20 protein-coding genes are annotated in these 22,370 nt (G+C 60.5%); 14 read left to right on the top strand and 6 right to left on the bottom strand.

Annotated elements, in window-relative coordinates; translation table 11 throughout:
- From AC4PS7_RS15855 to AC4PS7_RS15835, 5 genes are all read right to left on the bottom strand, one after another.
- Positions 1–807 (bottom strand): ABC transporter substrate-binding protein, encoded by an 807-nt coding sequence (locus AC4PS7_RS15855; protein ID WP_010209177.1) that lies wholly within the window; start codon positions 805–807, stop codon positions 1–3.
- Between the two features lie 77 nt (positions 808–884).
- Positions 885–1,553 carry a GntR family transcriptional regulator gene (locus AC4PS7_RS15850; protein ID WP_042571771.1) on the bottom strand — a complete coding sequence of 223 codons (669 nt, stop codon included), beginning with the start codon at positions 1,551–1,553 and terminating at the stop codon, positions 885–887.
- A gap of 278 nt (positions 1,554–1,831) precedes the next feature.
- Positions 1,832–2,272, bottom strand: coding sequence for a hypothetical protein (locus AC4PS7_RS15845; protein WP_029529093.1), 441 nt, complete (start codon positions 2,270–2,272; stop codon positions 1,832–1,834).
- 57 nt (positions 2,273–2,329) lie between these two features.
- Positions 2,330–3,613, bottom strand: coding sequence for a HAMP domain-containing sensor histidine kinase (locus tag AC4PS7_RS15840; protein WP_205517849.1), 1,284 nt, complete (start codon positions 3,611–3,613; stop codon positions 2,330–2,332).
- Complete coding sequence (locus AC4PS7_RS15835; RefSeq protein WP_021491094.1) at positions 3,610–4,293, bottom strand: response regulator transcription factor; 684 nt, start codon at positions 4,291–4,293, stop codon at positions 3,610–3,612. Before AC4PS7_RS15835 ends, AC4PS7_RS15840 begins: the two co-directional genes overlap by 4 nt.
- Before the next feature lie 187 nt (positions 4,294–4,480).
- On the opposite strand from AC4PS7_RS15835, the gene bamA reads away from it, so the two are divergent.
- From bamA to AC4PS7_RS15775, 12 genes are all read left to right on the top strand, one after another.
- Positions 4,481–6,847: an outer membrane protein assembly factor BamA gene (gene bamA, locus AC4PS7_RS15830; protein WP_021491095.1), complete on the top strand. Its 2,367-nt coding sequence runs from the start codon at positions 4,481–4,483 to the stop codon at positions 6,845–6,847.
- 78 nt (positions 6,848–6,925) lie between these two features.
- Positions 6,926–7,360 (top strand): YeeE/YedE family protein, encoded by a 435-nt coding sequence (locus AC4PS7_RS15825; RefSeq protein ID WP_010209167.1) that lies wholly within the window; start codon positions 6,926–6,928, stop codon positions 7,358–7,360.
- Positions 7,361–7,362: 2 nt separating this feature from the next.
- Entirely contained in the window at positions 7,363–7,782 is a 420-nt protein-coding gene (locus AC4PS7_RS15820; protein WP_431479726.1) for a DUF6691 family protein, read from the top strand.
- A 218-nt stretch (positions 7,783–8,000) separates the two neighbouring features.
- Positions 8,001–8,993, top strand: coding sequence for a SphA family protein (locus tag AC4PS7_RS15815; RefSeq protein WP_042571774.1), 993 nt, complete (start codon positions 8,001–8,003; stop codon positions 8,991–8,993).
- A 15-nt stretch (positions 8,994–9,008) separates the two neighbouring features.
- Positions 9,009–10,190: an MFS transporter gene (locus AC4PS7_RS15810; protein WP_010209164.1), complete on the top strand. Its 1,182-nt coding sequence runs from the start codon at positions 9,009–9,011 to the stop codon at positions 10,188–10,190.
- Positions 10,191–10,225: 35 nt separating this feature from the next.
- The gene (locus AC4PS7_RS15805) at positions 10,226–11,671 is read left to right on the top strand and encodes a carotenoid oxygenase family protein (RefSeq protein ID WP_010209163.1); all 1,446 of its coding nucleotides are present in this window, start codon (positions 10,226–10,228) and stop codon (positions 11,669–11,671) included.
- A 230-nt stretch (positions 11,672–11,901) separates the two neighbouring features.
- On the top strand, positions 11,902–12,753 hold the full coding sequence (locus AC4PS7_RS15800) for a fumarylacetoacetate hydrolase family protein (protein ID WP_010209162.1): 852 nt from the start codon (positions 11,902–11,904) through the stop codon (positions 12,751–12,753).
- 3 nt (positions 12,754–12,756) lie between these two features.
- Positions 12,757–13,575, top strand: a complete 819-nt coding sequence (locus AC4PS7_RS15795) for an IclR family transcriptional regulator (RefSeq protein ID WP_010209161.1) — start codon at positions 12,757–12,759, stop codon at positions 13,573–13,575.
- 21 nt (positions 13,576–13,596) lie between these two features.
- Positions 13,597–15,243 (top strand): bifunctional 3-(3-hydroxy-phenyl)propionate/3-hydroxycinnamic acid hydroxylase, encoded by a 1,647-nt coding sequence (locus AC4PS7_RS15790; protein ID WP_492179609.1) that lies wholly within the window; start codon positions 13,597–13,599, stop codon positions 15,241–15,243.
- Positions 15,244–15,265: 22 nt separating this feature from the next.
- The gene (locus AC4PS7_RS15785; RefSeq protein ID WP_021491099.1) at positions 15,266–16,114 is read left to right on the top strand and encodes a VOC family protein; all 849 of its coding nucleotides are present in this window, start codon (positions 15,266–15,268) and stop codon (positions 16,112–16,114) included.
- 70 nt (positions 16,115–16,184) lie between these two features.
- A complete protein-coding gene (locus AC4PS7_RS15780; RefSeq protein WP_044287454.1) occupies positions 16,185–17,663 on the top strand; it encodes an aldehyde dehydrogenase family protein in 1,479 nt (492 codons plus the stop codon).
- 72 nt (positions 17,664–17,735) lie between these two features.
- The gene (locus AC4PS7_RS15775; RefSeq protein ID WP_010209154.1) at positions 17,736–18,734 is read left to right on the top strand and encodes a helix-turn-helix domain-containing protein; all 999 of its coding nucleotides are present in this window, start codon (positions 17,736–17,738) and stop codon (positions 18,732–18,734) included.
- Between the two features lie 12 nt (positions 18,735–18,746).
- Here AC4PS7_RS15775 and AC4PS7_RS15770 read toward each other — a convergent pair whose 3' ends face one another.
- Positions 18,747–19,682 carry an AraC-like ligand-binding domain-containing protein gene (locus AC4PS7_RS15770; RefSeq protein ID WP_042571987.1) on the bottom strand — a complete coding sequence of 312 codons (936 nt, stop codon included), beginning with the start codon at positions 19,680–19,682 and terminating at the stop codon, positions 18,747–18,749.
- A 563-nt stretch (positions 19,683–20,245) separates the two neighbouring features.
- Here AC4PS7_RS15770 and oxdA point away from each other — a divergent pair.
- Both oxdA and AC4PS7_RS15760 read left to right on the top strand, forming a co-directional pair.
- The gene (gene oxdA, locus AC4PS7_RS15765; RefSeq protein WP_010209150.1) at positions 20,246–21,304 is read left to right on the top strand and encodes an aliphatic aldoxime dehydratase; all 1,059 of its coding nucleotides are present in this window, start codon (positions 20,246–20,248) and stop codon (positions 21,302–21,304) included.
- An 83-nt stretch (positions 21,305–21,387) separates the two neighbouring features.
- Positions 21,388–22,254, top strand: coding sequence for a transporter (locus AC4PS7_RS15760; protein WP_021491102.1), 867 nt, complete (start codon positions 21,388–21,390; stop codon positions 22,252–22,254).
- The last annotated feature ends 116 nt before the right edge of the window (positions 22,255–22,370 follow it).

Below are 22,370 nucleotides of genomic sequence, written 5' to 3'. Positions count from 1 at the left end.
TCAGTCGAGAGTGTCACTGCTGACATGCCATTTGTTGAGCAATGCCACATAGCTGCCATCACTGCGCATGTCGCTGATCACTTGCTGCACGGCGGCGCTGAGTTGCGGGTCATCCTTGCGCATGCCCAGGCCGGTAAGGATGCGACTGAATGCCGGCACGCCTTCCTGGAACAGGTCCGGGGCCATCGCGGCGTAGTAGCCGGCGGTTTCCACCGTGGTGCCGTAGGCGTCGACCTGGCTGATGCGCAGGGCCTGGAAGGCATCGGTGTCGCTGTTGTACACCACCAGTTTCATCGGCGGCTTGCCGGCTTTGGTCAGGCTGTCGTTTTGCGCGTCCAGCAGGGTCTTGATGGTGGAGCCGTTGAGCACTGCGACCTTGTGCCCGGACAAGTCATCCAGGGCCTTGATGCCTTTTGGATTGCCCTTGGGCACCACCACCGACTGGCTGGAATACATGTAGTTAACGATGTCGATCACCTGGCGCCGTTCGGGTTTGTCGAACAGCTGGTCAACGATCATGTCGCATTGCTGGGCAAGCAACGCAGGCACCAGGCCGGAAAACGGAATGACCCGCCATTGCACCTGTTTGTCGCCCAGGCGCTTGGCAACTTCAAGCCCGAGGTCGACGGTGAGACCGCGCGGTTTCTGCGCTTCATCGAAGGACACCAGGGGCGGTGAATCCATCCCGGAGCAGTAGACGAGTTTATCGACTGTCTTCAGGCGCTCCGGCACCTGGGGCGCGGCAGAAGCCCATTGGGTACAGAAGCCGAGGGAGACAGCCATCAACAAGGCGCGGCGTTTATGCATGACCAGACACTCCAGTTCGTTGTTTAACGGGGCAGGACTCAAAGTCAACACACGGACGGGCTTGGGCCCGCCTCTTGTTATTTTTCCGCTTGCAGGAACTGGATCAGCGCCGGCACGGTGCCCTCGATATGCTCGCGCACCACGCCCTCGGCGCGGGCGGCGTCACCGGCACGGATGGCATCAAGGATCACCGCATGTTCCTGGCGGGCGCTGAGGGGTTTCTCGCCATGCTGCAACCACAGGCGCATGGGCGCTTCCACCAGCGAGTACAGCGCCGAGATCTGCTTCATCAAGCGTGGACGGCCACTGAGGCTGCACAGGTATTCGTGAAAAGCGCGGTGGCGGCTGACCCAAGCGGCGCTTTCGTCGCGGTAGTCGTCCATCTCGTCGAGCATGCGCTCCAGTGCGGCCAATTGACGTTCGCCGATGCGTGGGACTGCCACACGCACTGCCAGGCCTTCGAGGGCACTGCGCATCTCGAATACTTCGTGCAATTCATCGATATCCAGGCCGCTGACGACGGCACCACGGTTGGGTCGCAAGGTGACCAGACCTTGGGCATCCAAGCGGCGGAAGGCTTCGCGCACCGGCATGCGGCTCATGCCAATCTCACTGGCGATGTCTTCAGCGATCAGCCGGTCGCCCTTGCGGTAGCGACCACCGCAAATGGCGTCGAGCAGGAAGTTGTAGGCCTCCTCCTCGGCGGTGAGGGGCTGACGGTCAACGTAAGCGGGGGCGAATTGCATTGGCAGCACCTTTTGTATTTTTGTATCCAATTATCCATGAATACAAAAAAGCAGTTTGCGTGCCAGATTATGCAAAGGTGTGCCAAGTGGTTGATTTGGATGAAACAGCGGGGGATTTATCGACAGAGGGTGCGCAATGACGTTGCAAGTGCTTGCTACCAAACAGCACATAAATTGCCCCGTGAGTGGGCACACGTAACAGGTCGCGGGCCACGTCGGGGCAGATGTCTAAACACGGCCCCTGGCCTCAGATCAGGATTGAAGGCAACCGACCATTTTCAACCGGGTTCGGCCGAGTAGATGATGGTCTGCGCACTGTTTTCAGTGACGGGCGGGCGTGTGAAGTAGGTGTCACCTTCGTCGGTAAGGATCTCGTAGTCGACGTTGCGGGTGTTGCTTGCGTGCTTGATGATTTTCAGCACGCGTTGGAACTTCATGCTTTGCGTACCGTTCTGGTTGGGCCCGGTCAACACGCTGACGCTTTGGAACCAGCCGCTGTGCTGCTTGTTGCCGAGCAGCGCACAGGTCATCGCCTCGAACCGTTCCAGCCGCGTAAACCCCCATAGCGTCTGCTCCTTGACCGCCGCGCCTGGGGTGGCGGCACCGGTAAACACGAAGAGATTGATCGCCGGATTGTCTTCGCAAAAAAAATCATACGGGACCAGGCCGTCGACCATTTTCCTACCGGGTACAAAGCCCTTTTTATGCACCTGAAACATTGTCACCTCCGCTCAATCACTGGCGACCAGTCTAATGAGGGGCGACGTACAGGGCGGTCAAGTCAATGTAATGTCGTGTAAAGATCGCGCACTGTGGAGGTTGATCTCCACGGTCAGCCCGCCCCCCGACTCGTTGCGCGCCTCGATATGGCCGCCATGCATCTGCACCGCCCTCGCCGCAATGGCCAAGCCCAGGCCAAAGCCGACAGTGGCATCACCCACACCGCGTTCGAACGGCTGGAAGATGGTGCTCAGTCGGTCAGGCGCCACTCCAGGCCCAAGGTCGCTGATGCGTACGCTCAAGCGATTAGCTTCGCGATTGACCTGCGCCGACACCTGCACGGTCGTTCCCGGACGGGTATAGCGTACGGCGTTGCGAATCACGTTTTCAAAACAGCGGTACAGCAACTCACCGCTGACACAGGCGATAAACGGCGGGCAAGCCTGCAGGTGAACGCGACAGTCCTTGATATCCGCTTCGAATTGCGCATCGTCGACAATCATCGCCAGCAATTCCACGATATCCACCGGCTCGCGCTCGATGCTTTCAGGGCGGCCCTGCAGGCGGGCCAGGGTCAGCAACGCCTCGATCAGCGTGTCCATGCGTTCGCACTCGCGCTCGATGCGCTCGAGCATTTCCAGGCGTGCGGCGTCCTGGCGCAACAGGCCGATGGCCGCTTGCATGCGCGTCAATGGCGAGCGCAGTTCATGGGAGATGTCGTGCAGCAGATGGTGTTGGGCTTGCACCAACACCTTCAACTGGTTGGCCATGCGGTCACAGTCTTCGGCCAGGTCGACGATTTCATCGCGGCGCTTGCCCATGGAGGGCTTGACCCGGGTTTCGAAACGCCCCTGGGCCACATCGCTCATCGCCCGGCGCAAGTGCGCCAGCGGCCAGGCCAGGTAGTACGCCATGTACCCGCTGAACAGCGCACTCATCAGCGTGCCGATGATCAGCGGGACCTGTTGCCAGGGCCTGCCGCCGTCCTCACCGGGGGCGTGACTCGAGCGCAGTGAAAGCGCCAGGCCTTCCTTGCTGGTCACCGCGCGCTCAAAGGCCGGCTCCGCAACCGCAGACCCAGCCAGTAACTGGCCGGTGCGGTCATAGATGCCGATAACTTCGTCCGGCGGACGCTCCCATACCGCCAGGAACTGGCCAGCGGCCTGGACACCAAATTGTTCCAGCAGCTTTTGCTCACTTGCGAGGATGGCGCCCACATGCGGGTCGCCCGGGCGGAAGCGGCTCAGCTCCAGCACACCGACCCCGACCAGGAACGTCAAGGTGGTCGCCAGCCAGAACGCCAGGAACAGTTTCCAGAACAGCAGGCTGGGCTTGGTCATTCGGCAATCAACAGGTAGCCCAGGCCACGCACGCTCTGGATCCAGGCCTTGGCGTCCGGGCGCGGCCCCAGCTTCTGCCGGATGCTGCTGATATGCACGTCGATGCGCCGGTCATAGCGGGTCAGCGGGCAACCCAGGGCATTGAGCGATAGATCCTTTTTGCTCACCACTTGGCCGGCGCAGCGGGCCAGTTCTTCGAGCAGGCTGAACTCGGTGCTGGTCACGCCCAGTTCTGCACCATTCCACACGGCCTGGCGCTTGCCGGGCCATAACATCAGCGAACCAGTCTTGATCACCTCGGTGGTGGGCTGACCGACTGCCTGCACCCTGCGCATGATGGCGCGCAGGCGCGCCACCAACTCGCCTGGGGAGCTGGGTTTGGGCACGTAGTCATCAGCACCGAGCTCCAGGCCAGTGATGCGGTCGATGTTGTCGCCACGGGCGGTGAGCAACACTACCGGGACTTGGCTGACGGCACGGATACGCCGCAGTACCTCAATGCCCGAACGCTGCGGCAACATCACATCCAGCACTACGATGCTGTAGCGACCCGACAGCGCCTCGGCCTCACCCGCCTCGCCCGTATGCACGGCCGTGGCCTCGAAGCCTTCGCACTCCAGGTATTGGCGCAGCATTTCAGTCAATTCCTGGTCATCGTCGACTAACAGTACGGAGATCATGACGGGCTCGTCCGGGGGTGGACGCGCATTATCAGCCTTGCTGCCGGAATCCGGGCCAACCTTTACCTAACTTGACATTCAGTTAACCGCACCAAACGCCGCGCACTCTTATGCTGGCTCTTCACCGGTCGGCGAGTGAACCAAGCGCGCCGGCGCTGCTCGTCGATGTGTTCTGGAAAAGATCTTGATGAATTTTTCGCGCCTGCTCTGCTCGGTTGCGCTGCTGCTCAATGCCTCACTGGCACTCGCCCAAGGCTTCAAAATCTCGGATATTCGAATCAATGGCCTGCAACGGGTTTCGGCAGGCAGCGTTTTCGGTGCATTGCCGCTGAACGTTGGCGATGAAGCCGATGACCGGCGCCTGGTGGATTCCACCCGAGCATTGTTCAAGACCGGTTACTTCCAGGACATCCAGTTGAGCCGCGAAGGCGACTTGCTGATTATCAACGTCGTCGAGCGCCCTTCGGTTGCCAGTATCGAGTTCGAGGGCAACAAAGCGATCGCCACCGATGACCTGATGAAAGGCATGAAGCAATCAGGTCTGAGCGAAGGCGAGATATTCCAGCGCGCCACCCTGGAGGGCTTGCGCAATGAACTGCAGCGCCAGTACGTGGCCCAGGGCCGCTATTCGGCGTCGGTCGACACCGAGGTCGTGCCCCAACCGCGCAACCGCGTGGGCCTGAAGATCAAGATCGACGAAGGCGAAGTGGCATCGATCCAGCACATCAATGTGGTCGGCAATACGGTATTCGCCGACGCCGCCTTGCTCGACCAATTCACGCTAAAGACCAGCAACTGGCTGTCCTTTTTCAGGAACGACGATAAATACGCACGGGAGAAACTCTCCGGCGACCTTGAACGCCTACGCTCCTTTTACCTGGACCGCGGCTACATCAACATGGATATCGCCTCGACGCAGGTCTCCATGACCCCGGACAAAAAGCACGTGTACATCACCGTGAATATCCAGGAAGGCCAGAAATACACGGTGCGCGACGTGAAGTTGAGTGGCGAGCTGAAAGTCCCGCAGGATCAGGTGCAGGCGTTGTTACTGGTGAAAAAAGGCCAAGTGTTTTCGCGCAAATTGATGACCACCACGTCGGACCTGATCACCCGCCGCCTGGGCAACGACGGTTACACGTTCGCCAACGTCAGCGGTACGCCGCAGGTGCATGAAGCGGATCACACGGTCGATATCACCTTCAGCGTCGAGCCCGGCAAGCGGGCTTACGTCAACCGCATCAACTTCCGGGGCAATACCAAGACCGATGATAAGGTGCTGCGTCGCGAAATGCGCCAGATGGAGGGCGGCTGGGCCTCGACCTACTTGATCGACCAGTCCAAGGTGCGCCTGGAGCGGCTGGGGTACTTCAAGGAAGTGAACGTCGAGACGCCAGCGGTGACCGGGCTGGATGACCAGCTGGATGTGAACTACGCCGTGCAAGAGCAAGCATCCGGCTCGATCACGGCCAGCGTCGGCTTCGCCCAAAGTTCTGGGCTGATCCTCGGCGGGTCAATTACCCAGAACAACTTTCTCGGCACCGGCAATTCTGCCAGCCTGGGGCTGACCCGGTCGTCCTACCAGAGCAAGTACAACATCGGCTTCACCGATCCCTACTTCACTCGTGATGGGGTGAGCCTGGGTTACAACGCGTTCTATAACAAGACCGACTACAACAAATACTACGATGACGGAGTGTCCTATTACGCCATTAACAGTTATGGCCTGGGCGCCAGCCTCGGCTACCCGATCAATGAGACGTCGCGCCTGAGTTTCGGCTTGACCGCCCAACACGACAGTATCGAACCGGGCACCTACAGCGCCGACGAGATCTACGACTTCATCGAGCGCGAAGGCAAACAGTTCACCAACTTCAAAGCCAACCTGGGCTGGTCGGAATCGACCTTGAACAAAGGCGTGCTGGCGACGCGTGGGCACGCACAAAACCTCAACCTGACGGTGACGGTGCCCGGCAGCGACCTGAGTTTCTACAAAATCGATTACACGGGGCAAACCTTCCTACCGGTCAGCAATAACACCGCCCTGCGTTTGCATACCAAGCTCGGTTACGGCAACGGCTACGGTTCCACCGACGGCTTACCCTTCTACGAAAGCTATACGGCCGGCGGTGAAGGCACAGTGCGCGGCTTTGAGAGCGGCACGCTCGGCCCACGCAGCACGCCGGCGACCGGAACGTATGCCAGTGCCGGCCAGGCGTACTATTCGGACCGGGATACAGAGGCGCTGGGCGGCAATATCCTAATTACCGGCGGCGCGGAGTACTTGTTCCCCGTGCCGTTCATCAAGGACAACAAATCCGTGCGCACTTCACTGTTCTGGGATGTGGGCTCGGTGTATTCGGACAAGTGCTACCTGAGCACGACCCAAGGCTGCGGCGGCGTGGACCTGAGCCAGATGGCCAGTTCCGTGGGGGTGGGAGTGACCTGGTACAGCCCGCTGGGGCCGTTGAGTGTCAACCTGGCTTATCCGATTCGCACACCTGAGAACGCAGACAAGCAGGTCTTCCAGTTTTCCATGGGGCAGACGTTTTAAAGGGCCTGATCGACTTTTTCCACTATCAGTGGCGACGCTGAAGCACAATAGCGCCGAATCACTCAGGAGCAATGCTTCATGACTGTCGACTGGCTCAACTTCACACCCTGGTCGTCTCTGGCAGGCGGCGCACTGATTGGCCTGGCGGCCAGCGTGTTCGTCGTCAGCAACGGCCGTATCGCCGGCATCAGCGGCCTGATCGGCCATCTTCTGCAGCGAGAGGGCAAGGGCGTGAGTGAAACAGCACTGTTTCTGCTCGGCCTGCTCGTCGCCCCGCTGCTATGGGGTGCGTTCGCCACGCTACCGTTGATTGAATTCCAGAGCGGCTGGCCCGCATTGATCCTTGCCGGTTTCCTGGTAGGGGTGGGCACGCGGTACGGTTCAGGGTGCACCAGTGGCCATGGAGTGTGCGGCTTATCGCGACTTTCGCCACGCTCAATGGTCGCCACTGCCTGCTTCATGGCCAGCGGTTTCGTTACGGTGTTTGTGCTGCGTCATCTACTGGGAAGTTGAACATGATCAAGGTCACGGCATTCATCGCCGGGTTGCTGTTCGGTTTGGGCTTGCTTCTGGCGGGCATGGCCAACCCGACAAAAGTACTGGCGTTCCTGGATATAGCCGGCGCTTGGGATCCGTCCTTGGCACTGGTTATGATTGGCGCCATTGCCGTGGCGATTGTCCCGCTGACCTGGGCCCGCCGGCACTCCCGTTCACTGCTGGGCGTGCCCATGCAGTTGCCCGCCAAGCGCGGGCTGGACCGGCGCCTGGTGGGCGGCAGCCTGTTGTTCGGCATCGGTTGGGGTATTGCCGGGGTTTGTCCGGGTCCGGCCGTGGCCATTCTGCTGACAGGGCAGTGGCAGGTCATCCTGTTCACGGTGGCCATGCTGGGCGGCATGCTGTTGTTTACGGTACTGGAGAACCGGCGCAGGGGTTAAATCCGCTGAATGGGGACACACTACGATGGCTGCGCAAGCGCCATCATCCTGCGAATACCCCCTTCTCTATCCGTGGATAGGGTAAATCAACCGGCGTGACATGACGCTCTCAGTCAACTCTGACCGCTGTGTACAAGTAACAGCAACGCTCGAGAATTAAAGTTGAAGTGCCAGGGGAAGCTACCCCAGCTCACAACTCCAATAATAGAGCGACGTCAATGAGACTGACACCATCCTTGCCAGCGTGCCTGGCCCTCAGTTGCGTATCACTTGCCGCCTTTGCTGCCGAAGGCCCCCCACCGCCCTCCGTCAGCCAACCCAGCGGTATCAACCTGGGCGGCACCAGCTTCTTCGACGGGTTCGCCGGGCCACCGGGGCTGACGCATCAGACCTATTTGAAGTTCAGTACGTCCAGCAGCATTCGTGACAATGGTGGCAAGGACAACCGCAACTTCGATAACCAGAAGATCAATGTCATTACCCTGATCAACCAGTTCAGCTATTACTCACCGGACACCATCGGCGGCGGCGCACACCTGGGCTGGAGCCTGTTGGTCCCGGTGGTTTCCCTGGACGGCGACTTCGGCGACAACGGCGTCAAACTCAAGGACAACGGGGTCGGCCTGGGCGACGTCACTGTTGGCCCGCAAATCCAGTTCGATCCGCTCCTCAACGCCGAAGGCCGGCCGGTGTTCGTGCAACGCGTGGCCTTCGATACGATCCTGCCCACAGGTAAGTACGACAAACACAAGGACTTGAACCCCGGTTCCCATTACTTTTCCGTCAACCCCTACTGGGCCGCGACCTTGATGCCGGCACCGCGCTGGGAAGTGAGCTGGCGCTTGAATTACCTGTACAACTTCAAGAACGACGATCCCGCGAGCAGCTCGGCACAGTTCTTTGAAGGGCGCCCCGTGCGCGACACCCAATCAGGGCAATCGGCCTGGGCCAACTTTACGGCCTCCTACGAGGTGTACCCGAAAATCTCGGTCGGGATCAACGGCTATTACTTCCGGCAGATTTCCGATGACCGGGTCAACGGCGACCGCCTGAGCAACTCTCGCGAGAAAGTCCTTGGCATTGGCCCCGGTTTGTTCTGGAAGATCACTGAGGACAAGGCGTTCTGGCTCAATACCTATAAAGAAACCGGCGTAGAGAATCGCAGCAAGACCGATTACGCCGTGCAAGTTCGCTACGTTCATAAGTTTTGACTGAGGTGATGTGTGATGAATGCGCTCGACTCCATCGACAGCAAGCAATCACTGGGCGCTATTTGCCTGATGATGGTCATTTCCCTGGGAACGCTGCAGATCCAGCCGATTCTGGGCGGCGCGCTGATTGACCAACTGGGGGTGCCGCTCAATGCCATCGGCGTGATCTTCGCTGCCGAGCTAATCGCGATGGCCATCGCCTGCGGCGTATGTGCCCTGCTCATGGCCCGTGTCGACCGCCGCCGCTTTGCACGGGTGGCCTTGTTGATACTGGCCGTCGGCAACCTGATCAGCACTCAGGTTCACAGCCAGACGTGGCTGGTGGTCTTGCGGATCATCTGCGGCGCCAGCGGTGGCGCGGTCATGGCGGTGGTGTATGCGACCGCGGCACTGCGCCGGTCCAAAGATGCAACGTTTGCAGTGATCAATATCGGCAACTTGTTATGGGGCATGCTGCTGGTCACCTCGATGCCTCTGCTGCTGCAGGTATTTGGCGTGCGGGGTGCCTTTGGCCTGCTGGCCATCACCAGCCTGCTTGCCGCACTGGGTTGCGGGAGAATCCCCAGGCATTACCCGGACGCCCAACGCATCGCCCATGGCGCGGCCCGACCGTTCGGGGTGACCTCACTGCTGCTGATCGCGCTGTTTGCGCTGCTATTCTTCGGGCATTCCGCTCTATGGGTGTACCAGGAACGAATCGGTAAAAGCCTGGGCCTGGAACCTCAACAGATCGGGGCTATCCTCGGCGGCAGCATCCTGGCGGGTGCCCTGGGTGCAGGCCTTTCCGGGCTCATCGGACGGCGGCTTGGCCTACTGTTCCCGCAACTGTTGAGCTTCGGTGCTGCGTTAGTGGCGACCCTGATCATGGTGTATGGCGACAGTACCGTTGCCTTTGCCACCACGGCGTGCCTGATCCATATGGTGTGGTTTTTCAGCTTGCCCTATCTGCTTTCCATGGCCGCCGAACTGGATCCCTCCGGGCGCCTGGCGGGACTGGGCAACGCCGCGATATTCGTCGGGCAAGGGCTTGGCCCCTTTGGCGCCGCGCTGGTAGTGGGCGAAGGGCATTTCCGCGCGGTGGGCTGGCTGGCCGCCTGCGCTTATGGGCTGGCCTTGATCATCTCGTGCCTGGTGGTGGCTCGCTTCCGTCGCGGCGTTAAGCCCGGTGGGCAGGCCCTGTCAGCCCAATCCGCCTGAACGACGCCACCCAAACCGATCAATGAGATAACGCGATGAATACGCCATTCCCAAACACCCCGGAATTTTCCGGAGCGCTGTATGCGCCGAGCCGCGTCGAGGGCGACGTGTATGACCTTGAAATCGAAGGCGCCCTTCCGGAGGCGATCCGTGGGGCCTTTTACCAGGTGTCACCCGACCCGCAATACCCGCCCATGCTCGGCAACGATATTTTCTTCAATGGCGATGCCTTGGTCAGCGGCTTTTATTTTGCTGATGGCAAGGTCTCGCTGCGCCGCCGCTATGTGCTGACCGATCGCCTGGTCGCTCAGCGCCGTGAAGGGCGCTCGCTCAATGGTGTGTACCGCAACGTCTACACCAACGACCCGCTGGCGGCCAAAAACAACACCACCGCCAACACGTCTGTGATCCCGCACAACAACGTCCTGCTGGCTCTCAAGGAGGATGCCATGCCCTGGGCGTTGGACCCGCAGACCCTGGAGACTCTCGGCGAGTGGAATTTCGACGGGCAGATTGACTCTGCGACGTTCACTGCCCACCCCAAGCTCGACCCCGTCACGGGAAACCTGCTGGCCTTCAGTTACGAAGCCAAAGGCGACGGTACACCGGACATGGCCTATTTCGAGATATCGCCAGAGGGGAAGCTGCTGCATGAAATCTGGTTCCAGGCGCCCTACGCCGCGATGGTCCACGACTTCGCGGTCACCGAACGGTATGTGGTGTTCCCACTGATCCCGTTGACAGTGGACGTCGAACGCATGAAAAAAGGCGGCCAGCATTTCCAGTGGCAGCCCGAGTTGCCCCAGCTGTTTGCCGTGGTGCCCCGTTACGGCCATGCGCGCGACGTGCGCTGGTTCAAAGGACCTAAGGACGGCTTCCAGGGCCATACCCTGAATGCGTTCGATGAAGACGGCAAAGTGTATCTGGACATGCCGGTCACCGGCGGCAACATCTTCTACTTCTTCCCCCAGGCGGACGGTTTCGTACCGCCGCCAGAGACCCTGGCCGCCAGTCTGATGCGCTGGATATTCGACCTGAACAGTGCGCAGGATGAACTACAACCCCAGGCGCTGACGGACTATCCCTGCGAGTTTCCCCGCTGCGATGACCGCTACATCGGCCGCAAGTATGAACATGGATTCATGCTCGCCTTCGATCCAGAGCGCCCGTACAACCCGTCGAACGGGCCGATGCCATTCCAGTTTTTCAACCTGCTGGTTCACCTCAACCTCACGACCGGTGTCACCGATGCCTGGTTTCCCGGGGACAGCGGCTGTTTCCAGGAACCCATCTTCATTCCGCGCTCCGCGCAAGCCAAGGAAGGCGACGGCTACGTAGTCTGCCTGCTCAACCTGATTGCCGAAGGCCGCAGCGAACTGGTGGTGCTGGACGCCACCGCCATGGCCGCCGGCCCCCTCGCACGCATCAAAATCCCGTTCCGCATGCGCATGTCACTGCACGGCTGCTGGGCACCGCACTAAGTCGCGCCACCGCTCCCCCTCTCTCCATGCGACACGCCCGTGGCCCTCCACTTGCTGGAAGGGCGCGGGCTGCCCGGCGTTACAGGGCTGGATCCGATGATCGAACAGAAAACTCACGTTTATTTCGTAATGCAGGATTTATACAAAAATCCCACTTTACAGGATAAATGCTCAAGACTAGATTAAACCCATTGCTGCCATCTCCCGCTTCCTTTTCGAGAGGACACTTCATGAAACTTGCAAGCTTCATTGTTCACGGTCGCACGACCTACGGTGTGGTCGAAGGTGATCAACTGATTGACCTGGAATCGGTCAAATCAACCTTTGGCGCTGACCTCAAGCAAGCCATTGCCGCCAATCGCCTGGGGGAGCTGACACCGGCCGTGCTCGCGCCACTGCCCCGCGTGCCATTGGCCGACGTCACCTTCCTGCCGGTGATCGCCAATCCCGGGAAAGTGCTGTGCATCGGCATCAACTATGCCACCCACGTGCGGGAGACCGGGCGTGACATGCCGACCTATCCGATGATTTTCACGCGTTTCGCCGACAGCCAGGTCGCGCACCTGCAGCCGATCATTCGTCCAAAGGTGTCGCACAAACTGGATTTCGAAGGCGAACTCGCAGTGGTCATCGGCAAAACCGCAAGGCACGTCAACGCAGCGGACGCGCTGGACTACGTGGCCGGTTATGCCTGCTACAACGATGGCAGTGTGCGCGACTGGCAGAAGCACACCCTCCAGTTCGTGCCCGGCAAGAACTTCCCCCAAACCGGTGGATTCGGCCCTTGGATGGTGACCCACGACGAGATCAACGACCCGCAGGAGCTGGAACTGACCACGCGCCTGAACGGCGAAGTGATGCAACACACCCGCACCAGCGACATGATTTTCGACGTGCGCCAGTTGATCGAGTACTGCTCCACGTTCACCGAACTGGCCCCCGGCGACGTGATTGTCAGCGGCACCACTGGTGGCGTCGGTGCCTTCCGTGAACCGCCGGTGTGGATGAAGCCCGGCGACACCGTCGAAGTCGAGATAACCGGCATCGGCCGCCTGCGCAACAGCATCGCCGACGAGCAGTGAGTCATGAATCTACTTGAATCAGAACGCCCGTCGGAGCTGGAAGCCGATAGCAAAGGCTCCAGCCTGGAACGCATGCTGCGGGTGCTGGACCTGTTCACCGAGGCCAGCCCGATCTGGGCGGTGGACGAAATGGGCGCCGCACTGGGTTACACCCGCTCGACCATTTACCGCTACGTACGCGAACTGGCCGAGGCGAGCCTGTTGTTTCAGGTCGAAGCCGGACGCTATGCACTGGGCGCACGGATCATCACCTGGGACCGCCAGCTGCGCCTGAGCGACCCTCTGGTGCGCGCGGCACAGTCGCTGGAACAGGCTCTGCCACGCTGGAGCGAGCAACAGGTATGGCTGATCTGTCGGCTGTTCAAGGACCAGGTGGTATGTATCCACCAGCATGGCGAGTTGTTCAGTGAGGTCAGCTACTCCCGGGGTTCGCCCAGGCCGTTGTTCCTCGGCGCGACATCGAAAGCGATCCTCGCCAACATGACCTCGCGCCAGCACCGCCAGCTGTTCCTGGAAAACCCGGATGAAGTGCGCGCCAGCCACCTGGGCCAAACCTGGGAACAGTTCCGCCGCGCGCTGCAGCAACTGCGTCGCCAGGGCTATGTCGCCAGTGCGGCGGAAATCGATCCCGGCGTCTACGGCCTCGCGGCACCGATTTTCGACAGCGACGGCAAGGTGCTGGGCAGCATCAGTTGCGTGCGTCCGATCCAGGAGCGTGACAACACCCAGGAAGCGCAACAAGGGGAACAGATGCTGACCCTCGCACAGACACTCTCGCAACGCATGGCGGCCCTGACTCAACGCCCCGCGCAGCCGGACTGAAACCTTTGGAAGGGAATAACAATGACAACCCTCAACAGCTTCAGCACTCAAGTCCTGATCATCGGCGCCGGCCCCACCGGACTGACTCTGGCCAACCTGCTTGGCCAGGGTCAGGTGGATACCCTGATCATCGACCGCAAGGCCGGCACCGTGACCGAGCCCCGCGCTGTCTCGATCGACGATGAATCCCTGCGCACCATGCAGGCGATCGGGCTGGATGCCGCCGTGCTACACGATGTGGTGCCGGGCTACGGCGTGCATTACTTCACCCGCCCGGGCGGGCGTTGCTTTGGCAAGGTCGAGCCCACCGGCAAGGTGTATGGTTTTCCCAAACGCAATGCCTTTCGCCAGCCACTGTTCGAACACACGCTGAAGACCGGCCTTGAGCGCTTTGCGAGCGTGACTGCACGCTTCAATCACGAACTGCTGGAGTTCACTCAAGACGCGCACGGTGTGCGTGCCTTGATCAAGGACACCGATGGCCAATTGCTCGACGTCAAGGCCAACTACCTGGTCGCCTGCGACGGCGGCCGCAGCCCGGTGCGCAAGCAACTGGGAATCGAGATGGTCGGGTCGAGCTTCTCCTCGCGCTGGCTGGTGGTCGATACCGACCAGGACGACGACCCGTTCTGGCAGACCCGCGTGTACTGTGACGCCTGGCGCCCGGTGGTGGAAGTACCCGGTCCGCACCGTACGCGGCGTTTCGAATTCATGCTCCGGCCGGACGAAACCGAGGAGCAGGTGCTCAGCCCGCAAAGCCTGCACGTGCTGTTGCGTCCGTTCAAGGGCGATGCACCGGTTTCGATCGTGCGCAAGACGGTCTACACCTTTCATGCCCGCGTTGCAGAGCGCTGGCAGGTGGGCCGCGTATTGCTCGCCGGTGATGCCGCGCACCTGACCCCGCCCTACGCCGGACAGGGGATGAACAGCGGCGTTCGCGATGCTCATAATCTGGGCTGGAAGTTGATCGGCGTACTCAACGGCAAATTGGCCGCGACCGCCTTGCAGTCCTACGAAAGCGAGCGGCGCGGGCATGCCTGGGCCTTGATCAAGTTGGCCCTGAACCTGGGCGTGGTCATGGCGCCGGCTACCGTGCTGCGGGCTCGCCTGATCAGTGCGGCATTCGCGTTGGTCGGCCTGGTGCCGCCGCTGCGCGACTATTTCCTGCAGATGCGCTTCAAGCCAAAACCACGCTTTACCCAAGGCCTGGTGCTGCCCGACGGCAAGGCCGGAAAGCTGGCCTGTGGGCAAATGTTTCCTCAGCCGCTGCTGACCGACGCCCAAGGCCACGCCCAGTTGCTGGACGCGAGCATCGGTGCCGGCTTTGCCCTGATTCAATATGGCGACCCTGCTCGCCAGCGTCTTGATGAACTGCGCCACGGTCTTTGGGATCACCTGGAGGCCAAGCGCATCCTGATCCTGCCTGCGCACTTCCAGGCTCTGCCATCGCTGCCTGGCTGCACCGTACTTCAAGACCATGAGGATGCGCTCAAGGACCTGCTGGGCGACAGCCACACGTTTGTGTTGCTGCGCCCCGATCGCTATGTCGCCGCCCTCTTCGACAAGACCACCCAAGACCAGGCTGCCGCCGCCTTGCAGGCGCTGTTCGGCATCCCCTCGACAAGCGCCTATGCGGATCAACCGGCCATGGCCCCCGTCTACCCCTGAACCTTCAGCCACCGAGGTGTTTATGCAAACCTTGCAGACTTCTACCCCCGCACGCCTGTGTTACCTGCACCTGGCGAGCAAAGCGCCCCAGCAACAAGTTGATTTCTATCGGCGCCTGCTGGACATGAACTGCCTGGCGCAGGCAGACGGCAGTTGGCTGCTCCAAGGCCCGCAACGGGCCATGCTAATCTCGCCCGCCGACCACAGCGGCCTGCTCGCGGCCGCGTACGACCTGGGCAGCCAAGCGCGCTTGAGTGAACTGCGCACGCGCCTGGTGAGCAAGGGCTGTAGCGTCGAAGCGCTCGACTCGCCACTGCTGGAAGCCGGCGCCTTTCAAATCCGCGACCCCCAGGGCCGGCAAACCGTGTTTGGCGTGTCTCTTGGCGCCGTCGCCACCGACCGCAAGGGCATGCCGGGCCGCCTGCAGCATGTGGTGTTCCAGACCACAGAGCTGGAAGCGATGATCGACTTCTACGTCAACACGGTGGGGTTCACGGTCTCGGACAATGTTGTCGATGAGCAGAGCAGCCAGCTCACGACCTGCTTCCTGCGTTCAGACGACGAGCACCACTCGCTGGCGTTTTTCCGCGGTTCGAAAAACGAATGGGATCATCACTGTTACGAAACCAACGAGTGGAATGACATTCGCGACTGGGGCGACCGTTTCGCCAAGGAGCGGATTACATTGTTCTTTGGCCCAGGTCGCCACGGTCCGGGCAATAACCTGTTCTTCATGGTGGTCGATGCCGATCGCAATCGCCTGGAGTTCTCGGCGGAGCTGGAAATCACCGAAGCCAGCCGCGCGCCAGGCGTCTGGCCCCAAGAGGAATACACCCTCAACTCCTGGGGACGCGCCTGGATACGCAGCTGAAAAGACACACTTCAAAGGGTCTGCCCTCACCTACCCTCAATCAACGCGGCTACCTGCCTAAGGTAAGACAATGACAATTCCAACCTTCGCGACCTACGCCATCAGAGGCGACCAATACATCAACGGCACCTGGCGCACAGGTCGTTCGACACGACGCCTGGATGACCGTAACCCGTTCAACGGCGAACGCTTGCTGGAGATGCCACTGGCCTCGGTGGCTGACCTGGATGACGCCTACCAGGCGGCCCAGCGCGCACAGACCGACTGGGCAGCGCTGCACCCGACCCAGCGCAGTGCGCAGCTGGAAAAACTCGCTCAGGTCATCCAGGACCGCAGCGAAGAAATCATCGACTGGCTGATCCGTGAGTCCGGCAGTACCCGTATCAAGGCGGGGATGGAATGGCAGTTCACCCTCAACCTGGTTCGCGAGTGCGCAACGCTGCCGATGCAGGTTGAGGGGCGAATCCTGAGCAGTTACAAGCCTGGCGAACAGAGCTTCGTGTTTCGCGAGCCGCTGGGCGTGGTCGGTGTCATCAGCCCCTGGAACTTTCCACTGTACCTGAGCATGCGCTCGGTGGTGCCGGCCCTGGCGCTGGGCAATACCGTGGTGCTCAAGCCCGCCAGTGACACGGCGGTCACCGGAGGCCTGCTGATTGCGCACCTGTTCGAAGAAGCCGGGTTCCCCGCGGGTGCGCTGAATGTGGTGGTCGGCGCGGGCTCGGAGATTGGTGATGCATTCGTCGAGCACCCGATACCAAGCCTGATCTCCTTCACCGGTTCCACCGACGTGGGCCGCAATGTCGGACGCATCGCCACCGGCGGCAAGCACATCAAGCGCGTGGCGCTGGAATTGGGCGGCAACGCACCGCTGGTGGTCCTGGACGATGCGGACATCGAGATCGCGGCGCATGCCGCCGTGGTCGGGCGCTTCCTGCATCAGGGCCAGATCTGCATGAGCGTCAACCGCGTCATTGTCGATCGTTCGCTGTATGCCGACTTCGCGGCGCTGGTGGTGGAGCGCGTGCGCAACCTCAAGACCGGTGACCCGGCCAAGCCCGATACGGTGATCGGGCCGGTGGTCAACCAGAGTCAGCTCGATGGCCTGCTGGGGAAGATCGACGCAGCCGAGCGTGCCGGTCTCAAGCAACTGTGTGGTGGCCAGGCGCAAGGGCTCGTGCTGCCAGCCCATGTCTTCGGCGAAGTGGGCCCCGAGCAGGCATTGGCCCGCGATGAAACCTTCGGCCCGTTATTGCCATTGATGATTGCACACAATCAGGCCCACGCCCTGGAGTTGGCCAATGCAAGCGAGTACGGTCTATCCAGTGCCGTGTTCACCCGGGACATGGCGCGCGGCCTGAGTTTTGCGCGTGGCATCGTGGCGGGCATGACCCATATCAACGACATCACCGTCGACGACCAACCCAATGCACCGTTCGGTGGCGAGAAGAACTCCGGCCTAGGGCGCTTCAACGGTCACTATGCCTTGGATGAGTTTACCCGGGCCCATTGGGTCACCTGGCAAGCGGGGAGCCATCGCTACCCGTTCTGATCGCATGCCAGAATCGGGCAAGGCGCCCTCCTTGCCCCTTCAGCCATAACAAAAAGACAGAAGGCGAAACCAATGAACAACCTAGCCTGTGTGTCCACCGATCAGGTCGTTCGCTCTGACCGGCTGATGAAGTGGAAAGAGTTCATGAGCGATCACCTGGGCCGCACGCCTGAGTATATAAAGCGCCTGGAAGCCACCCATATCGACCCGTTGCACAACGGTAACTTCCAGGGGCGGCTGGAATATGGCGACCTGGGCCAGCTGCGTTTCTGCCGCATGACCGCCAGTGCCCATCGCTATTCACGCCACTTGAGCAAAGCACTCGATGTCGTCGACACGCCGCGCATGTTGATCCTGCAAGTTGCCGGTGTCAGCCACTTCGAGCAAGGACAGCAAAGCAGTACCGTCGCACCGGACGAAATGCTCCTGGTCGATTGTGGCAAGCCCTTCAGCGTTACCAGTACCCAGGGTTGCGAACACTTTATCCTGCTGTTCCAAGGCGCCGCCGGCCAACTGACACAGACCGGCGACATGCACTTGAGTGGCCGCAACGGGCTGGGGCGCATGCTGATGCACCTGATCAGCGACGCTTACCATCAATACCCCTTGCTCAACAGCCAGTCGGCCGGGCTGATCGGCGACAGCATCGCCGGGTTGCTCAACAATGCCTTGAAGAACAAGCAAGATGAAAAGCAACTGGACCACGACTTCCGGTTCTTCAAACAGAATCGCCTCAAGGCCTATATTGAGCGCCACCTGGCGGACCGCGACCTCAGCATTGAGCGCATCGCCAATGCTGAACAGTGCTCGGTGCGCAGCTTGCACCGGGCCTTTCAGGATGAATTGGGCTGCAGCGTCAGCGAGTATATCTGGCAGCGTCGGTTGTCCCGATGCGCCGAGGACCTGCGCAACCGCGAACAGGCCCATCGCTCACTCACCGAGATCGCCTATGCCTGGGGCTATGGCAGCAGTTCACATTTCAGCCGGCACTTCAAATCGACATTCGGTATGTCACCACGACTGTTCCGGGAAACGGCCAGCGACAACCGCACTCAATCGCCAGCCGTTTGAGCGCAAAGCCTCTCAATTGCGGCGCAAAAGGGTATTCGGCGCAACGCCAAAGGCCTTGCGAAAGGCATGGCTGAAGTGGGAGAAGTCGGAAAACCCGAAGTCCAGCGCCGCCTGGGACACGCTGCGCACCTGACCGCGCTCGATCGCTTCACGGCTCGCATTCAGGCGCTCTTTCCAGATCTCGGCAACGGGGGTCTTCTGGTATCGCGCGAACGCGCGCGTGACAGTTCGCGTGGACACATTATGAGCCTGCGCGATGACGTCAATGGATAGGTCCGGCTCGGTCAAGTGCCGTTGGATGTACTGCATGATACGACCGTAGAGGTCGAGTTCCTGATGGGTTGTCTTCAGGTCCTGGAGTTCCAGGCTTATCACCAGCAGGTCGATCAATGCGCCGGAATAACGATTCGAGATGTGCTCATCCTGCAACGACATCGGCGAGCTCGCGGCCTGACGCAACATTTCACGCAAGGGCACGACGCCGGGGCGGCGGTCGTCGAGGACCATCGCCGTGTAATCGGCGATTCGTGGCAGACGCTCAATCAGTAAGGCTCGCGGAATACGGACCAAGTGGTTTTCGGTACCACCGAAACTGAATCGAAACGCCTGTGTTGCGTCATAAAGAAACAGATTTCCAGCTGCCAGGCTGGCTTTTCTTCCTCCTTGCTCAATTTGCCCATGGCCATTTCGGGAGAAGCCCAACCATAAATCTTCAGCCGGGCCGCTGCGCAGGTGACGCTCTGAGCGCTCCCAGTAATGCAGCGGCGAAGACAGCGAACAGATGTCCAGGTCGCCGAGCGTATTGATCGCGAGCGCGCCATCAAAACTGCTCTGGGACAAGGGTTTGCTGTCTGCTGCCAGGCAATGGCGGCACACCACTTCCTTCCAGTAATCAAAGCGACGGGGGGCCGACACTGCAAGGGTCGAATACTGCGTGCTCGGGTTCATGTCACTGACCTCGACATCAATGCAAAAGGCGCTCGATAAGGTGTAACTTGCGGTCAACTGTCCCCCATCAAAAGCAATTTGCAGGCCAAACACCGCTGCAGGCCGTCCAGTCACACTGCCGTGCGATGCCCCTCGCAACGCGCCTCAGGCCGCAGGCGGTTGCCTGTGCCGTTATCCCCATTTAGAGGCACAGCCCGTCACGCGGTCGGCCCAAGTGCACCAACGCGGACCACGGCGCAACGTCAGTTTCTGCAGTGTCTTTTCCAACCAAACGGTTGTCCCGTCGAACAAAGCGCCCCCTCGCCACCCAGCCTAATTTCCACCTCACAGCAGCTCATACCCCGCTGATGAGGCACGCCATGTATCGACACTATTCACAACGACGGGCTGATTCCTCCTGGTTTCTGCAGAGGCGCGACCTGGTCCCTGAAGAGTCGGCGTATTGGTTGATTGAATGGGGAGCCATGACGCTGCTGCACCGACGGCAAGTCGTCAAACGCGACCTGCCGCCGAAGCGCTGATGCCCACCCGTAGGCCTGAACGAAAATAACGAGGAGCTCACCATGGAATCTGCAATCGACACACATCTCAAATGCCCACGCACCCTGTCACGCCGGGTGCCCGACGAATATCAACCGCCGTTCCCGATGTGGGTCGCGCGCGCTGACGAGCAACTGGAACAAGTGGTGATGGCTTACCTCGGCGTGCAATATCGCGGCGACGCCCAGCGCGAGGCCGCGTTGCAGTCAATGCGCCACATCGTCGGCAGTTTCAGTCTGGCCGATGGCCCGCAGACCCATGACTTGACCCACCACACCGACAGCAGTGGGTTTGATAATTTGATTGTGGTCGGGTACTGGAAAGACCCTGCCGCCCACTGTCGCTGGTTGCGCTCACCCCAGGTAAATGACTGGTGGAATTCGCCGGATCGGCTCAGTGACGGCCTGGGCTATTTCCGCGAAATCACCGCCCCACGCGCCGAGCAGTTCGAAACCTTGTACGCCTTCCAGGAAAACTTGCCCGGTGTCGGCGCGGTCATGGATAGCACCAGTGGCGAGATCGAGGAACACGGTTACTGGGGCTCGATGCGCGACCGCTTCCCGATCTCTCAGACGGACTGGATGAAACCTACCAGTGAGCTGAAAGTGGTCGCGGGTGACCCTGCCAAGGGTGGGCGGGTCGTGGTCATGGGGCATGACAACCTCACGCTGATCCGTTCAGGCCAGGACTGGGCGGATGCCGAGGCGGACGAACGCTCGCTGTACCTGGATGAAATTTTGCCGACCTTGCAGGACGGCATGGACTTCCTGCGTGACAACGGCCAACCCCTGGGCTGCTACAGCAACAGGTTTGTGCGCAATATCGATATCGACGGTAACTTTCTCGACGTGAGCTACAACATCGGTCACTGGCGCTCGGTGGAAAAACTCGAACGCTGGGCAGAGTCGCACCCTACCCACCTGCGTATTTTCGTGACGTTCTTCCGTGTGGCCGCGGGTTTGAAAAAGTTACGGCTGTACCACGAAGTGTCGGTGTCAGACGCCAAGAGCCAGGTATTCGAGTACATCAACTGTCACTCGCAGACCGGCATGTTGCGCGACGCGCTGTCGCCAACCGCCTGAGTGCCGTCGGCACTTCTCCCCCATTTCCTACTTCCTTGCCACCCTCCCCGGGTGGCGTGGTTTCCTGTGCGAGGAATAAAAAAATGAACAAGATCCGCCTGCTGACACTTTCCACCCTGTTGCCCGCACTTCACGCGAACGCCGGTGAAGTAGCCCCTGGCGACTATGAGCAATACCCGGTCGGCGCGACCATCGGTGCGATTTATTACCAGCACTCCACCACGGACTCGGCTTACGCCAACGGGCACAAGGTCAGCTCCGACTACAGGTTGAGCTCAGACGTCGGCATTCTGCGTCTGCTCCACGTCTACGCACTCAGCGACACAGTCACCATCGACCCGCAATTCCTGCTGCCCTTCGGGCACGTCTCCAGTGGCGGTGACGCCTCGACGCTGGGCAGTACCCGCGGCGTCGGCGACTTGATCCTGACCGCGCCGGTCAAGTGGCGGCTCAACGAAGCCCGCGACACCCTCAGTATCGCCCCCTATCTGTATGTACCCACTGGCACTTATGACAAGGATGACGCGCTCAATATCGGTGAGAACCGCTGGAAGTTCGAACTGCAGAGCGCCTACGTCAAGCACTTCACAGAAAAATGGGCAATGGACTTGGTCGGCGGCGCAACCTGGTATGGCGACAACACCGACTATGGCGCAAATGCCGACCGTCTGAAGCAAGACGTTTCCTATGCAGCACAGATCATGGGGCGTTACATGCCTGACGCTACCACAGCGTTTGGTATCGGCTTCGGGCGCACCTGGGGAGGTGAGACCAACGTCGAGCACGTCAATCAGGATAACGAGTTGGGTACAACCAACTTCCGCCTGACAGCGACCAAATTCGTCACCCCCCAAGACCAGATCCAGCTGCAGTTGGGCAAGGATCTGTCAGTGGACAACGGCGCCAAGGAAGACTTCCGCATGAACCTGCGTTACGCCCGCGTATTTTGACGCAAGCGTCCACCGGACAGCGGCCCCAGCCCTCTGTTGCCTTGGCGCAGGGCTGTCCGGCTCAGCCAAGTCGCTGTCTTTTTCAACCAAGCCTTCGACTGGAGGCGCGGACTATC

This window comes from Pseudomonas sp. DW-iso3 (assembly GCF_058725305.1).
The sequence above is the reverse complement of the archived record's forward strand: the minus strand, read 5'-3'. Positions and strand labels throughout refer to the sequence as shown.

Excerpts from the sequence above, each read along its gene's own strand:
- AC4PS7_RS15855 (WP_010209177.1), bottom strand. The coding sequence starts at position 807 with ATGCATAAACGCCGCGCCTTGTTGATGGCTGTCTCCCTCGGCTTCTGT.
- AC4PS7_RS15850 (WP_042571771.1), bottom strand. The coding sequence starts at position 1,553 with ATGCAATTCGCCCCCGCTTACGTTGACCGTCAGCCCCTCACCGCCGAG.
- AC4PS7_RS15845 (WP_029529093.1), bottom strand. The coding sequence starts at position 2,272 with ATGTTTCAGGTGCATAAAAAGGGCTTTGTACCCGGTAGGAAAATGGTC.
- AC4PS7_RS15840 (WP_205517849.1), bottom strand. The coding sequence starts at position 3,613 with ATGACCAAGCCCAGCCTGCTGTTCTGGAAACTGTTCCTGGCGTTCTGG.
- AC4PS7_RS15835 (WP_021491094.1), bottom strand. The coding sequence starts at position 4,293 with ATGATCTCCGTACTGTTAGTCGACGATGACCAGGAATTGACTGAAATG.
- bamA (WP_021491095.1), top strand. The coding sequence starts at position 4,481 with ATGAATTTTTCGCGCCTGCTCTGCTCGGTTGCGCTGCTGCTCAATGCC.
- AC4PS7_RS15825 (WP_010209167.1), top strand. The coding sequence starts at position 6,926 with ATGACTGTCGACTGGCTCAACTTCACACCCTGGTCGTCTCTGGCAGGC.
- AC4PS7_RS15820 (WP_431479726.1), top strand. The coding sequence starts at position 7,363 with ATGATCAAGGTCACGGCATTCATCGCCGGGTTGCTGTTCGGTTTGGGC.
- AC4PS7_RS15815 (WP_042571774.1), top strand. The coding sequence starts at position 8,001 with ATGAGACTGACACCATCCTTGCCAGCGTGCCTGGCCCTCAGTTGCGTA.
- AC4PS7_RS15810 (WP_010209164.1), top strand. The coding sequence starts at position 9,009 with ATGAATGCGCTCGACTCCATCGACAGCAAGCAATCACTGGGCGCTATT.
- AC4PS7_RS15805 (WP_010209163.1), top strand. The coding sequence starts at position 10,226 with ATGAATACGCCATTCCCAAACACCCCGGAATTTTCCGGAGCGCTGTAT.
- AC4PS7_RS15800 (WP_010209162.1), top strand. The coding sequence starts at position 11,902 with ATGAAACTTGCAAGCTTCATTGTTCACGGTCGCACGACCTACGGTGTG.
- AC4PS7_RS15795 (WP_010209161.1), top strand. The coding sequence starts at position 12,757 with ATGAATCTACTTGAATCAGAACGCCCGTCGGAGCTGGAAGCCGATAGC.
- AC4PS7_RS15790 (WP_492179609.1), top strand. The coding sequence starts at position 13,597 with ATGACAACCCTCAACAGCTTCAGCACTCAAGTCCTGATCATCGGCGCC.
- AC4PS7_RS15785 (WP_021491099.1), top strand. The coding sequence starts at position 15,266 with ATGCAAACCTTGCAGACTTCTACCCCCGCACGCCTGTGTTACCTGCAC.
- AC4PS7_RS15780 (WP_044287454.1), top strand. The coding sequence starts at position 16,185 with ATGACAATTCCAACCTTCGCGACCTACGCCATCAGAGGCGACCAATAC.
- AC4PS7_RS15775 (WP_010209154.1), top strand. The coding sequence starts at position 17,736 with ATGAACAACCTAGCCTGTGTGTCCACCGATCAGGTCGTTCGCTCTGAC.
- AC4PS7_RS15770 (WP_042571987.1), bottom strand. The coding sequence starts at position 19,682 with ATGAACCCGAGCACGCAGTATTCGACCCTTGCAGTGTCGGCCCCCCGT.
- oxdA (WP_010209150.1), top strand. The coding sequence starts at position 20,246 with ATGGAATCTGCAATCGACACACATCTCAAATGCCCACGCACCCTGTCA.
- AC4PS7_RS15760 (WP_021491102.1), top strand. The coding sequence starts at position 21,388 with ATGAACAAGATCCGCCTGCTGACACTTTCCACCCTGTTGCCCGCACTT.